The organism is Mucilaginibacter aureus (genome assembly GCF_053514885.1).
Genome location: NZ_CP170601.1, coordinates 2,702,313 through 2,715,858 on the forward strand (window position 1 = coordinate 2,702,313; position 13,546 = coordinate 2,715,858).

The window sequence follows — 13,546 nt, forward strand, 5'->3', positions numbered from 1 at the left end:
GAACAATGAAGGATAACATTATCGTACATGTTTCGGAAGTCAATGTATCATCGCAAAGTGGGATGGGCAGGATCGAGTATCATTGGAAACTGGCGCTCGAAAAAGCCGGTTATACCTTTGTACATATCGGCCCTACCGAAATTGGGAAAGTAAAACACCCGGCATTAATTCCGCGCAAAGCGTATCAGTACTATAAAAGTCTTAATATAAAGCCCAAAGCTTTTATTGTTCACGAGCCTGCGTCGGGCTATTTTGTTAACCGAGGCATCCCCTGTTTTATTGAAAGTCATGGCATTGAACGTCGTTATTTTGAGGCTCAGGTAGATGGTTCAGTACCATCGCCGCTGGCGGATAAGATAAGTTTAAAAACCAGGATATTATACCCTTTATGGCGATTGCGCGGCGGCGAAAAGGGTTTGAGAAATGCAACCGGATTATTGCTGAGCAATACAGATGATAAGGAATATGTGAAAAAGCATTATGGCCGCAAAGATGCCGATATTATGGTGTTTAAAAATGGCATTAATGCTGTAAACGACATGCCGGTAGCTCCAAACGCTCAATTTACGATACTGTTTAACGCCACCTGGCAATTGCGTAAAGGGATAAGAACACTGGTGCAGGCAGCTGAAATACTACATCAACAGGGCTTAAACATCAATTACCTGTTGATCGGTACCGGGGCCGAAGAAAACGATGTGATGAATGCCTGGCCTGAACAGTTGCGGCCAAACGTAAAATCGATAAGCCGGTTTGCGCCCGAGGATGAGCCGAAGTTTTTGGCATCGGCATCGCTTTTTGTGCTGCCCAGTTATTTTGAAGGCCAGCCGCTGAGTTTGTTACAGGCAATGGGCGCAGGTAAATGCTGCATTACCACTAACAACTGTGGGCAAAAGGATGTTATTGACAATGGTAAAACGGGGCTGCTTTTTGAAGCCGGCGACTATAATGCGTTTGCATCGCTTATCAGCAAATGCTATCACGATAAAGAACTGATAAATACAATAGGCGTTAACGCAAAGGAATATATGAAGAATTTGACCTGGGATAAGGTATCGCAACAGGTTGCCGATTATGTTTTGGCTGGTATCAAGTAAATAAAAGGTTTAACCGATATTAATGAATAAATCAACCTCGTTATATTTGGATCTTCTACGGGTTATTGCCGCGTTCGGGGTATTGCTGGTTCATGCTAATTTGCAATGGATATCAAACAGCCTGTTTTTACGGCCCGAGCTTGGCCATAGGCTGGTAATGGTGTTTTTTGTCCTTTCGGGATTTCTTATCGCATTTACCGTTGATAAAAAAAATAAGGGTCCGCAAATATATCTGGTTGACCGATTTTCGCGCTTGTATTCGGTAGTGCTGCCGGCGTTGTTGTTTACTTTCCTGATAGATTTTATAGGGAAAAAGATCCACCCTGATTTTTATCTGGATAAGATCAACGCTGATCACCAGTTTATGCGGTTTTTTGTCAATTTTGCTTACCTGCAACAGGTTTGGACCTTGTGCACCAAACCATCAACTAATACGCCGTTCTGGTCAATATCATATGAGTTTTGGTACTATATGATGTTTTGGGTTTTGTGCTATCTTAAAGGATTTAAAAGGTATTTGGGTATTGCTATAGTAGCCCTGATCGTTGGCTTGAAAATATTATTATTGCTGCCTGTATGGTTTTTGGGTGTTTTAGCTTACAGGCTTTCTGGCAAGGCAATCATCAGCGCCAGGCAAGCCCGGGTTGTATTTGTACTTACCCTGCTGGCGGGTATCAGTTTAACGTTTTTTAAAGATATTAACTTTCTTGAAGATAGGTTCCCGTACGGAAAAGCACCATTATATTTCTCATCGCAATTTTTATTCGACTGGGGATACGGAACTGTTATAGCGCTCAATATCTGGAGTTTCAGTGCATCAGCATTTATGACTGAAATTTCGCCGATGCTGGAGAAACCGATCAAATACCTGTCGTCGATAACTTTTACGCTTTACCTTTTCCACCTACCGATATTGGGTTTTGTGGCTGCTACAGTGCCTTACGACAGAAGCAGCTATCTGCAAATTATACCCATATTAATAGGAATTGTATTTGTGGTTAGTTTATTCGCGATAATAACCGAAAAGCAACGGTGGCGCTTTAAGCAATTAATAGAGAAGATCTTTAACGTGTTTGCACATTAATATCCCAAACAGATGCAACAAAAATTAAAGGTTTTGCTTTTTTCACATTATTTCTACCCGTCGCTTGGGGGGATCGAATCGGTATCGTTAACACTTGCCCAAAGCTTTACCAAATACGGTATCGATTGTAAGATGGTGACCAAAACGGTTGAAAATGCGGGCGATTTTGATTTTGAAGTTATCCGGGCGCCGGGGCTAAAACAGCAGATCAATTTAGTAAAGTGGGCGGATATTGTTTTTTTTAACGGAGCCAGCTTAGCATTACAACCCTGGACGATCTTACTGCGAAAACCTTTTATCTGGGTACATCAAAGTTATATCGTATCATGTATTGATGGGTTAGGATGGGTAGAAGGGGTAAAGGCGCCTCTAACCCCCTGGGCATCGGTGAAATATCATACCAAATTAAAGGGCCCGGTTTGGGGCATAAAAGAAGGTATTAAGCTTTGGCTTAAAAGAATGGTTGCCCTGCATTTTGTTAACCAGAATGTGGCCATAACCGAATGGGTGAGCAAGATACAACCCCTGCCCGGACAAGTTGTGATCTATAATCCCTTCCCGATAGGTCAGTTTGCCGGGCATAACGGCAGTGATACCGAATACGACCTTGTTTTTTTAGGGCGGATTGTTAGCGAAAAAGGAGTTTCGACCCTGTTAAAAGGCTTTGCACGTGTTGTAGCGACTAAACCCGGATGTAGGCTTTTGATCATCGGCGATGGCAACTGGCGGAAAAAAATGGAAGCTTTGGCTGCTGAACTGAAGATTGCGAGGCAGGTTGATTTTGTGGGAAAGAAGTCGGGCAAGGAACTGGTAGATTGGGTTGCGAAGGGCAGGATAGCTGTAATACCATCCGAATGGTATGAACCCATGGGCGGTGTTGTACTTGAACTAATGGCGGCAGGCAAAAACCTCATCGTATCAGAGTATGGCGGCTTAGCCGAATGCGCAGGTGATGCGGCTATTACCTTCCCTAACGGGGACGACGAAGCTTTGGCAGGTTGTGTGCTTAAGCTTTTAGATGATGAAGCGTTAAGCGCCGATCAGTTACAAAAGGCTGCAGCACGGATCAAACTTTTTGATCCGGAGATCTTTGTTTTACAATATATAGCACTCTTAAATAAAATAGTTAAAAGGGAAAATTAGGATGAGGGTACTGTTTATATGTAATTCGCTTGAAGAGGGCAGGGACGGGGTTGGAGATCAAACTACCAGGCTGGCAATTGAATGTGCTGCCAGGGGGATCGAGCCCATACTGGTTGGCTTTAGCGATCGCAATACATCCGAAATAAAACTGCAAACTATACAGTATAACATACCGGTTTATCAATTCCCGGCAGCACTGCCTTTAGCAGAGCGGGCGGACAGAGTTAAGACTATTATGGAGACCCACCCTGTTATTGATTGGGTGAGCATCCAGTTTGTGAGCTACGGATTAGATAAAAAAGGCATAGTGCGTGCCGTGATACCTGTATTTAAAAAGCTGTTTAACGGCTATAAGATACATGTGATGTTCCATGAGCTTTGGGTTGCCGAAGAAAAGCAGGCTAAACTAAAGATGAAATTACTGGGGCGTTTGCAAAAGGTATTTATCGTTTCATTTTTAAAGGAATTGCAGCCTAAAATTATTCATACCAGTATACCGTTGTACAAAAAAATGCTGGAGCGGGCGGGTTTCAAAACCTCAATACTGCCACTTTTTAGCAATATTGTTCGTGCCGAAAGTAAGATAGAAGACTTTAAGGATAAGGTACCAGCCGAAATATATGTCCACAAAAGCGACTACATTATTTGCTGCATTTTTGGAAGTATTTATTACGATAGCTGGGATATGGACAGCTTGCTTAAAAAGCTGGAAGATGAGCATACCCGGTTGGGAAAGAAAATTTTAATCAGCTCTATCGGCAAAATCGGGAACAGCAAAGATTTTTGGGAAAGTTTGCCCGCAAAGTATCCAAAACTGGAGTTTTTAACCTTTGGGATGCAGGATGAAAACTTTATTTCTTATTGGCTCACTCATTTTGTAGATTTGGGCATAGTTACTACTCCTGCCATTATTACCGGGAAAAGTTCCTCGTTAATGGCTTACATTGACCACGGTATACCGGTTTATTGTAATACAAACGAGTTGTCGTTTAATTTTAAAATAACCGATGAACTGATAGATAAAAGGCTTATCCAGGTGGATGAAAACTTTGAATTCAGGCTTGTACCGCGCGTTCCGCCAAAATCATTAATTAAAGAAACAACCGAAATTTTTGTTAAAGCCTTAAACGAACATCAATGAACATAGCGTTTACACTTTGCTCAATTAATTATCTGGCGCAGGCCAAAACACTTTTGGACAGTATTAAAAAAACTAACCCTACATGGCATTTTGTATTCGGTTTGGTTGATAAAAATGTCAATAATGTAGACCTGTCGTACATGGATTGCGAGATCATTGCCGTTGAAGACGTGCCTATTGATGGCTTTGAAAACATGGTAACGGAGTACTCGATAGTTGAGTTTGTTACGGCTGTTAAGCCGTTTTACTTTACGCACCTGTTCAATAAATATCCCCAGGCAGATAAAATAGCTTACTTTGATCCCGATATCGTAGTGTTTGAGCCACTAACCAGCCTTGAGGAGAAGCTTGATCAATATGATATTGTGCTTACCCCACATTTTACACAACCCATTACCGATAAATTTTTGCCTACCGAAAAGCACGTGTTTAATACCGGTGTATTTAACCTGGGCTTTTTAGCGGTAAAGCGATCGCAAAATACAATGGCGATGTTAAAATGGTGGGAAAACAAGCTGCGCACCGAATGCATACTTGATTTAACCCGCGGTTATTTTGTTGACCAGTTGTGGATGGGCCTGGTGCCCGCATACTTCGATAAGGTACTGATAGATAAATACCCGGGTTATAATATGGCTCACTGGAACCTGCACGAGCGCCGTTTAACCGAGACAGGGGATGGGCATTACCTGGCCAACGGCGAACCTTTGGTTTTTTTCCATTTCAGCCATTTTCACCCGGGGCGTGCCAATGAGATTGCGGCTTACCATACCCGTTTTTCTTTTGACAGCCGGCCCGATATTAAAACGCTGTTTAAAAACTACACCGAGAGCCTGATCAGCAACAAATATTTCGAATACAAAAAGGTACCATGTTATTATATGCGTAACGAGGGGCGGAAGAAATTTAAGAAATCGGTAAATGGATTTTTACGCCAGGTTGTGCCATTAAGAATAAAAATGATGGTGAGTGAACTAAGAAAAAAGTGATCATACAATACAAGACATTACTATAACATAACTTGCATGAAGGTATTGATCTCGCATCCTACAGGTAATTCTTTTTTCAGAGCCGCGGCAGTGGGTTTGGCCGAAGCAGGTATGCTTGCTGGTTTTGGTACAACGGTTGCCACCTTTCCGGGAAATGTTTTTGACAAATTAAGTGGTATTGGTCCGTTTTCCGAATTTAAAAGACGACAATACAATGCCATACTTGAGCCTTATGCCAATACCTGGCCCGCGTATGAACTGGGTAGAATGGCATCGGCGAAAGCCGGATTGAAAAGCTTTACCCGGCACGAAACCGGCATATTTAGTGTTGACGGTGTTTATCAAAATTTGGATAAACATATTGCCAATAGTTTAAAGCGTAAACAAAAGCAAGGAGCCGGTGCTGTTTATGCGTATGAGGATGGCGCGCTATTTTCGTTTCGCGAGGCTAAGCGTCTTGGAATGCAATGTATATATGATCTACCCATTGGGTACTGGCGCAGTGCACGGCGCCTGCTTGAGCTGGAATTGGAGCGCTGGCCGGATTGGGCAGCAACGTTAACCAATTTTAAAGATTCGGAGGCAAAGCTGGCCAATAAAGATGAAGAACTGCGCCTGGCAGACGCAATATTTGTTGCCAGCAGTTTTACTGCCAGTACTTTAAAGGATTTTAAAGGTAACCTGGCGCCTATCGAGGTAATTCCGTATGGGTTTCCACCCGTAGGTGCTGAGCGTGTATACGCAAAGCAAAGCAAAAATATACCGTTAAAACTTTTGTTTGTTGGCGGCTTATCACAGCGTAAGGGTATTGCCAACCTGTTTGCTGCTGTTGAAGCTATTGGCAATAAAGTTGAGCTTACAGTTGTTGGTCATAAAGCTAGTGATAATTGCCCGGCGTTAGATGCCGCTTTGGCAAAACACAGGTGGATACCGAGTTTACCACACCAGGAAGTACTTAAACTGATGCGGGAGAATGACGTGCTTGTTTTTCCATCGTTGTTTGAAGGATTTGGATTGGTTATTACAGAAGCGATGTCGCAGGGCACACCGGTTATTACAACTGATAGAACCGCCGGACCGGACCTGATTAAAGATGGAGAGACTGGCTGGTTGATCGAAGCCGGCTCGACAGAAGCATTACAAAGTGCTATTGAACAGCTATTGCAAAAGCCCGAAACAATAGAAACTGTTGGCAGAGCAGCAATGGAAACGGCCCGTTTACGACCGTGGGAGGTATACAGTAAAGAGTTTGTGAAGGCTATTAATAAACAGCCGGACAGGTGAACGGATTTTGAAACCCGTTTTACTTTAACTAAGTTTACGACTAAAAAATACGCTTGCATATGATGATATTTGTACAGGATTAGATGATATGGATCACGATTTGAATTTGGAACAACAGACATTACAACTAACTCGCCCGGTTAAGCAAACCAGGCAGGCTAATATTGTTGATCCAAATCGGGGAATGAGACGTGGGATATGGCTTTATTTTTTCCTGCTTATTTTTGAGGGGGCGTTGCGTAAGTGGTTTTTGCCCGGTTTATCAACGCCATTGCTCGTTATACGCGATCCAATAGCTCTTTACGTAGTTTTATCAGCCTGGAACCGGGCGCTGCTTCCAAGTAATATTTATTTATTTGGGATGGCATCGATAGGAATACTGGGCACTTTTACCGCGTTGGCAGTAGGGCATGGTAATCTGCCTGTAGCGATTTACGGCGCTCGTATGTTTTTGATACATTTTCCGATGGTATTTGTAATGGGGCGTATCTTTAACCGCGAAGATGTTGTGAAACTGGGTAGAATAACTTTATGGATATCACTACCAATGATCGTACTTATCGGGCTTCAGTTTTACAGTCCTCAATCAGCATGGGTTAACCGTGGTTTGGGTGATGATGCCGCCGGTGCAGGTTTTGCCGGCGCACTTGGCTATTTTAGGCCACCCGGAACTTTCTCTTTTACAACCGGTAATACGCTGTTTTTTAGTTTTGTAGCGGCTTATGTTATCTATTTTTTGTTTAACGCTAAAAGTATTAACCGCCTTTTACTGATCGGTGCGAGTGTGGCAGTGATAGCTTCTATACCACTTTCCATCAGCCGTAGCTTAACGTTTCAGGTGGTGTTATCATTAATATTTGCGTTTTTGGCTATATTGCGTAAGCCCAAAAACCTGGGCAAGGCTATTGTTGGCGCCGCGTTAGTTAGTATTGTATTGTTTGCACTAAGTAGCTCAAGTTTATTTAAAACGGCATCAAATGTGCTTACCACCCGCTTTACAAATGCAGAATCATCAGAAGGAGGATTAAAGGGTACTTTGGGCGATCGTTATTTAGGTGGTGTGATTTATAGTTTGTCAACAGCATCGGAGCAACCTTTTTTTGGTTATGGCTTAGGGATGGGTACAAAAGTTGGATCGCAATTGCTATCAGGAAACAGAAAAGTATGGCTGATAGCGGAAGCCGAATGGGGGCGATTGATAGGTGAAATGGGCGCTTTAATGGGCTTGTCGGTTATTGCACTGCGTTTAAGTTTAAGTATAAAACTTGGAGTTTTGAGTTATTTAAGAATGGCCAAGGGAGATATGTTACCATGGATGTTGTTGAGCTTTGGCTTTGTATTAGTGGCGCAAGGAAGTTGGGCACAACCTACCACCCTCGGCTTTTGTACATTAATAGGGGGATTGATGCTGGCATCTTTAAACAATCAAAAAAGTAATGCCCAACCAATAGTTAAGAATAAAGCACCTAAGTGGCAGGCCCCGGTACTTAGATAAAAATAATAATAATACGCCACCGAATGCTTTTAGTTTTTTTAACCCATCCCGATTTTTTGGAGTCGCAAAGTATGCCGCGTTTCGCTTCTATGTTAAGCGAAGGTATGCGCAACCGTGGCCACCAAGTTGAACTATTAACCGCTAAACCCGTATTTTACAAGCTACCTTTACCTAAAGCTTTAAGAAAGTGGATGGGATATATCGATCAGTATATCATCTTTCCGGTGAAGTTTAAAAGCAAGATAAAGCGTGCGGCACCCGATACACTTTATGTATTTACCGATCATGCATTGGGGCCGTGGATGCCATTTGTTGTTAATAAAAATCACGTGGTACACTGCCATGATTTTTTAGCGCAGCAATCGGCATTAAGACATTTTCCGCAAAACAAAACCGGCTGGACAGGCAGGAAATATCAGGCATTTATCAGACGGGGATATACCCGAGCAAAAAACTTTATATCTGTTTCAAAGAAAACACAGACCGACCTGCACGAATTTTTAGGTTATGTTCCGCAGGTATCAGAGGTGGTTTATAACGGCTTAAACCAATTATTTGCTGTAAAGGATAGTATCGAATGCAGAAAAACGTTGCACCATTACACCGATATAGACCTGTCAAAAGGCTATATTTTGCATGTGGGCGGTAATCAATGGTACAAAAATCGTTGGGGTGTTATTAAGATATACGATGCATGGCGCGCCCAAAGTAAAATAAATTTGCCTTTGCTGATGATAGGCCAATTACCATCTCCATCAATTTTAGCAGCATGGGACTCATCAAACTATAAAAGCGATATTCATCTGCTGAGCGGTATACAGGACGATTTGATCCGCACGGCTTATTCGGGCGCTACGGTTATGTTGTTTCCATCAATTGCAGAAGGTTTTGGCTGGCCCATAGTTGAGGCTATGGCATCAGGCTGCCCTGTTATTACCAGCGATGCCGCGCCGATGACTGAGGTAGCCGGGCAGGCCGGATGCCTGATACCCGTTATGCCATGCGACAAAAACAGCCTGAATGCCTGGGCCGCGAGCGCAGCATTGGTTTTGGAGAGTGTTATTAATCTGCCTGCAGAAAAGAGGAAGGAGCTTGTTGACAGTGGATTGATCAATGCGAAAAGATTTGATAAAAATACAGCCCTAACCCATATTGAAAATATATATTTGAGGATCATTGAAAATTTTACCGTAAAAAGGTAAAATATTGTAAATTTAAATTTTAGCTTTAATCAACTGTTACAAGCCCCCCTACGCTTGATCGGACATTATATTTTTTTATTTTTTAGATTCGGAAAGAAATGACCGGTATTAATTTAAGGTTTGGATGTTTGGGAATGGTTTTCGTAAGTGCGGTTTATCGTTTTTGTAACTAATCGTAAAGATGAAGATCCTTTTTATAGTTCCGTATTATAAACCGGCATATGCCTATGGCGGACCGATTGTGGTTATCTCCATGCTGGCAGAGCGTCTTGTTTTGCTTGGGCATGATGTTACGGTTTATACCACGGCAAGTAATGTAAAATCGGAGCTTAAAGTTGCCAAGAATCAGGAAGTAATAGTTGACGGGGTAAAGGTTTACTATTTTAGTAAGCTTACAGGCGATAATACCTATATTTCGTTTACGCTGTGGCGTTACTTAAACCAAACAGCTACAGATTACGATGTTATCCATATACACACCTGGTGGAATTTTTTAGTTTTAGGCGCCGCATTAATTTGTAGAAACAAAGGTATAAAACCAATTATATCGCCGCATGGTATGCTGAGCGACTATATATTGTATAACAGAAATGTTTTAGCAAAAAAATGGGTACATAAACTTATAGGGAAAAATCTACTAAAAAACAGTTGGCTCCACGTTTCAACCGGGATGGAGTGGGACGAATCAAAGAGAATAATTGAAGAATGGGATGGGGAGATAATTCCCAACCTGGTTAAGCTTCCGGGTAAAAAATATCCCCGGGAAAACAATCCAGTATTTACAATTGGTTTCTTATCGCGCATTGATCCAAAAAAAGGTTTGGATATACTGATCAAAGCTTTAAGCAAGGTAGACTTTGATTATAAACTTTTAATTGCAGGATCGGGCGAGGCGCATTATATCGATACGTTAAAAGCTATTACTCATAAAAACGGTAACAGTAAAAAAGTTGAATGGGTGGGCTGGAAAGGTGGTGACGGAAAGTTTGAATATTTGTCGCAAATTGACCTGATGGCACTTACCTCACATAGTGAGAACTTCGCGATTGTGGTAATCGAATCATTAGCGGTTGGCACACCTGTATTTATAAGCGATCAGGTTGGCCTGTTTAAATTTGTGAACGAGAAGGATTACGGTTGGGTTACACATAACAAAGTTGAAGAGGTGACCAGCAAACTGAATGAACTATATAAGGAAAAAGGAAAATTTACGCGCATTAATAACGAATGCCCTGCTCAAATTGCTCATCAATATGAAGAATCACATTTGGTAGAGCAATATCTTCAATTATATAACCTGTCCCTTAAAAAATAACAGTATTTTCGCGATACGTGCCTTATAGAGTTGGTGCGGTAAGATATTCATGAAAACTGATCTGTCGAAATTTACCACAGGCGATTACAATGCCGGCCCCAAATGGAAGGTTTTAACATGGTTTTTTATCAATTACTATATTTTTGATAGCTCTTTCCCATGGCCATACCGCTTTAAATCTTTTTTACTGCGTTTGTTTGGCGCTAAAGTAGGTAAAGGCGTGGTTTTTAAAACCAAGATAAGGATCAAGAATCCGTGGCGGCTGACCATTGGCGATGATTGCTGGATAGGTGAATCTGTTTGGATAGATAACCTGGAAGATGTGACGATCGGGAGTAACGTTTGCCTGTCTCAAGGGGCAATGCTGCTCACGGGTAACCATGATTACACCCGGGTTGATTTTCCGTACAGGTTGGGTAAGATACACCTGGAAGAAGGTGTATGGATAGGTGCAAAATCGGTTGTATGCCCGGGTATAACCTGTAAAGCTTACTCGATATTGACGGTAAATTCGGTGGCAAACAAACAGCTTAACGAAGCGGGTATTTATGCGGGTAACCCCGCCGTGTACATTCGCGAGCGCAAATTTAACGGTGATTGAAAAGCGGCCCGATGTGTTTTCGTATCCGGTAAAGCGATGACCCGCATTAACATTAAATTTTAATGAAAAAACGAATACTATTAATCAGTCATAATTTTTCGCCTGAGCCTACCGGAATAGGTAAATACAATGGCGACATGTTTGACTGGCTGCTACGACATGGTTATGATTGTACGGTTGTTACCACTTACCCATACTATCCGTACTGGAAAGTGCAGCCACCTTATAAAAACAGGTGGTATAAAAAAGAGGTACATACGGATGCCGGTAGCGGGGGAAAATTAACGGTATATCGTTGCCCGGCATACGTGCCCGCAAACCCAACGGGCAAAAAGCGCATGATACAGGATTTTTCGTACTGGACATCGATGTTTTGGGTGGTGCAAAAACTGCTGATATTTAAAGAGAAGCATGACTATATTATCACCGTTGCACCGCCGTTTCACCTGGGTTACCTGGCCTGGTATTATAAAAAACTTAAAGGCGGCAAATTGATCTACCATATACAGGATCTGCAAATTGAAGCTGCGCAGGAGTTGAATATTTTATCGAATGAAAAGCTGTTTAACTTGCTGTATTCGGCAGAACGAAAGATATTGAAGGAGAGCGATTTTGTGAGCAGTATTTCAGACGGGATGATCAAACGGATTGCGGCTAAGGCCGGACGCGATGTGCTGTTTTTTCCGAACTGGACGGATACCTCATCTTTCTTCCCGATAGGGAACAGGAACGATCTGAAAACAAAATGGGGTTTTAAAGTAGATGAGTTTGTTTGCCTGTACTCGGGTAGCATTGGCGAGAAACAGGGGCTTGAAAATATAGTTTACTGTGCCGACTTGCTGAAGGATGATAGCCGGATACAATTTGTGATTTGCGGAACCGGACCGTATAAGTATAAACTGGAAGAATTGGTTGCTGAAAAGCAATTGCAGAATGTTAAATTTTTGCCTTTGCAGGATAGAGAGGTATTTAATGAGTTTTTAAATATGGCAGATGTGCACCTGGTGATCCAGAAAGGGAATGCGGGCGACCTGGTAATGCCATCTAAACTAACCACTATATTATCTGTTGGGGGAGCATCGGTTGTTACTGCAACACCCGAAACATCGCTATACGAAGTGGTGGAGAAATACAATGTTGGCTTTATTGTGAAACCGGATGATTACCAGGCTTTGGCTGATACGATATTAACCCTATCGAAAAATGATATTGCGCAGCAGCGTGAAAACTCGAGAAGTTATGCACTTGAGTTTTTGGATATTGATAACGTGATGCGGGTATTTTTAGAAAACATTAGTAAGTAGATTATTTATATAGGATATTTGGGATATGAGTAAAGTGTTAGTTTTTGGAGCGTCGGGGCAGTTGGGCCAGTGCCTTGGATACGTAGCGAATAAAAAAGGAATTACGGATATTATATTTCCACCCGAAGAGCAAGCGAATATTTTAAGCATAGCGTTACTCACCAGCCTGTTTAAGCAATATCAACCCGCTTACTGCATTAATTGCGCTGCTTACACTGCGGTTGATAAAGCGGAGGATGATGTTGATATGGCCCGCAAAATAAACAGGGACGGCGCCGAAAATATTGCAAAACTTTGCAAGGAGTTTAATACCACGATGATCCATGTATCGACGGATTTTGTGTTTGAAGGCAATACCCCATACCCATTACTGGAAGATGATATAGCACAGCCGATTAATATTTACGGGCTAACCAAGCTTGAAGGCGAGCAGGCAATATCGGCTATATTGAAAGAAACTTATATTTTAAGAACAAGCTGGTTATATTCGGAATACGGGAATAATTTTGTTAAAACCATGATGCGCCTGGGAACCGAAAAAGACGAACTGAAAATTATTGCGGACCAGGTAGGTACACCAACTTATGCTATAGACCTGGCTGATTGTATTTTAAATATCATTACCAACGATAAGCACCTGTATGGCGTATACCACTTTAGCAATGAGGGCGTAACATCATGGTATGATTTTGCGATGGCGATTTTTGACATTGCTAAAATTGATGTGAAGGTTTACCCGGTACGCACATCGGAATATGTGACGAAAGCCGTGAGACCAACATTCTCGGTGATGGACAAATCAAAAATAAAAAAGGATCTGGGTATAGAGATCCCTTACTGGCGCGCCAGCTTAGAAAAATGTATCGCAGTACTGCTTAGAGCAAACTGATC

At 42.0% G+C, this 13,546-nt stretch carries 12 protein-coding genes; all 12 read left to right on the forward strand.

The features are described from left to right. Positions 1-5 precede the first annotated feature (5 nt). The 12 genes from ACFGVR_RS11560 (at position 6) to rfbD (ending at position 13,544) form a co-directional block, all read left to right on the forward strand. Positions 6-1,097 (forward strand): glycosyltransferase family 4 protein, encoded by a 1,092-nt coding sequence (locus ACFGVR_RS11560; RefSeq protein ID WP_448702979.1) that lies wholly within the window; start codon positions 6-8, stop codon positions 1,095-1,097. 22 nt (positions 1,098-1,119) lie between these two features. Continuing rightward, complete coding sequence (locus ACFGVR_RS11565; RefSeq protein WP_448702980.1) at positions 1,120-2,181, forward strand: acyltransferase family protein; 1,062 nt, start codon at positions 1,120-1,122, stop codon at positions 2,179-2,181. Between the two features lie 12 nt (positions 2,182-2,193). After that, the gene (locus ACFGVR_RS11570) at positions 2,194-3,324 is read left to right on the forward strand and encodes a glycosyltransferase family 4 protein (RefSeq protein WP_448702981.1); all 1,131 of its coding nucleotides are present in this window, start codon (positions 2,194-2,196) and stop codon (positions 3,322-3,324) included. 1 nt (position 3,325) lies between these two features. Further along, a complete protein-coding gene (locus ACFGVR_RS11575; protein WP_448702982.1) occupies positions 3,326-4,465 on the forward strand; it encodes a hypothetical protein in 1,140 nt (379 codons plus the stop codon). After that, positions 4,462-5,454 carry a glycosyltransferase gene (locus tag ACFGVR_RS11580; RefSeq protein ID WP_448702983.1) on the forward strand — a complete coding sequence of 331 codons (993 nt, stop codon included), beginning with the start codon at positions 4,462-4,464 and terminating at the stop codon, positions 5,452-5,454. The genes ACFGVR_RS11575 and ACFGVR_RS11580 overlap by 4 nt, the downstream gene beginning before the upstream one ends. 36 nt (positions 5,455-5,490) lie before the next feature. Then, on the forward strand, positions 5,491-6,738 hold the full coding sequence (locus ACFGVR_RS11585; RefSeq protein WP_448702984.1) for a glycosyltransferase family 4 protein: 1,248 nt from the start codon (positions 5,491-5,493) through the stop codon (positions 6,736-6,738). A gap of 361 nt (positions 6,739-7,099) precedes the next feature. Then, on the forward strand, positions 7,100-8,233 hold the full coding sequence (locus tag ACFGVR_RS11590; protein ID WP_448702985.1) for a hypothetical protein: 1,134 nt from the start codon (positions 7,100-7,102) through the stop codon (positions 8,231-8,233). A gap of 23 nt (positions 8,234-8,256) precedes the next feature. Beyond that, complete coding sequence (locus tag ACFGVR_RS11595; RefSeq protein WP_448702986.1) at positions 8,257-9,435, forward strand: glycosyltransferase family 4 protein; 1,179 nt, start codon at positions 8,257-8,259, stop codon at positions 9,433-9,435. Between the two features lie 181 nt (positions 9,436-9,616). Further along, positions 9,617-10,750: an XrtY-associated glycosyltransferase XYAG1 gene (locus ACFGVR_RS11600; RefSeq protein WP_448702987.1), complete on the forward strand. Its 1,134-nt coding sequence runs from the start codon at positions 9,617-9,619 to the stop codon at positions 10,748-10,750. A gap of 49 nt (positions 10,751-10,799) precedes the next feature. After that, the gene (locus ACFGVR_RS11605) at positions 10,800-11,351 is read left to right on the forward strand and encodes a WcaF family extracellular polysaccharide biosynthesis acetyltransferase (protein ID WP_448702988.1); all 552 of its coding nucleotides are present in this window, start codon (positions 10,800-10,802) and stop codon (positions 11,349-11,351) included. 62 nt (positions 11,352-11,413) lie between these two features. Further along, positions 11,414-12,655 carry a WcaI family glycosyltransferase gene (locus tag ACFGVR_RS11610; RefSeq protein WP_448702989.1) on the forward strand — a complete coding sequence of 414 codons (1,242 nt, stop codon included), beginning with the start codon at positions 11,414-11,416 and terminating at the stop codon, positions 12,653-12,655. Positions 12,656-12,680: 25 nt separating this feature from the next. Continuing rightward, positions 12,681-13,544, forward strand: a complete 864-nt coding sequence (gene rfbD / locus ACFGVR_RS11615; RefSeq protein ID WP_448702990.1) for a dTDP-4-dehydrorhamnose reductase — start codon at positions 12,681-12,683, stop codon at positions 13,542-13,544. Positions 13,545-13,546 lie beyond the last annotated feature (2 nt).

Coding starts and splice junctions, on each gene's coding strand:
- ACFGVR_RS11560 (WP_448702979.1), top strand. CDS start 6: ATGAAGGATAACATTATCGTACATGTTTCGGAAGTCAATGTATCATCG.
- ACFGVR_RS11565 (WP_448702980.1), top strand. CDS start 1,120: ATGAATAAATCAACCTCGTTATATTTGGATCTTCTACGGGTTATTGCC.
- ACFGVR_RS11570 (WP_448702981.1), top strand. CDS start 2,194: ATGCAACAAAAATTAAAGGTTTTGCTTTTTTCACATTATTTCTACCCG.
- ACFGVR_RS11575 (WP_448702982.1), top strand. CDS start 3,326: ATGAGGGTACTGTTTATATGTAATTCGCTTGAAGAGGGCAGGGACGGG.
- ACFGVR_RS11580 (WP_448702983.1), top strand. CDS start 4,462: ATGAACATAGCGTTTACACTTTGCTCAATTAATTATCTGGCGCAGGCC.
- ACFGVR_RS11585 (WP_448702984.1), top strand. CDS start 5,491: ATGAAGGTATTGATCTCGCATCCTACAGGTAATTCTTTTTTCAGAGCC.
- ACFGVR_RS11590 (WP_448702985.1), top strand. CDS start 7,100: ATGGCATCGATAGGAATACTGGGCACTTTTACCGCGTTGGCAGTAGGG.
- ACFGVR_RS11595 (WP_448702986.1), top strand. CDS start 8,257: ATGCTTTTAGTTTTTTTAACCCATCCCGATTTTTTGGAGTCGCAAAGT.
- ACFGVR_RS11600 (WP_448702987.1), top strand. CDS start 9,617: ATGAAGATCCTTTTTATAGTTCCGTATTATAAACCGGCATATGCCTAT.
- ACFGVR_RS11605 (WP_448702988.1), top strand. CDS start 10,800: ATGAAAACTGATCTGTCGAAATTTACCACAGGCGATTACAATGCCGGC.
- ACFGVR_RS11610 (WP_448702989.1), top strand. CDS start 11,414: ATGAAAAAACGAATACTATTAATCAGTCATAATTTTTCGCCTGAGCCT.
- rfbD (WP_448702990.1), top strand. CDS start 12,681: ATGAGTAAAGTGTTAGTTTTTGGAGCGTCGGGGCAGTTGGGCCAGTGC.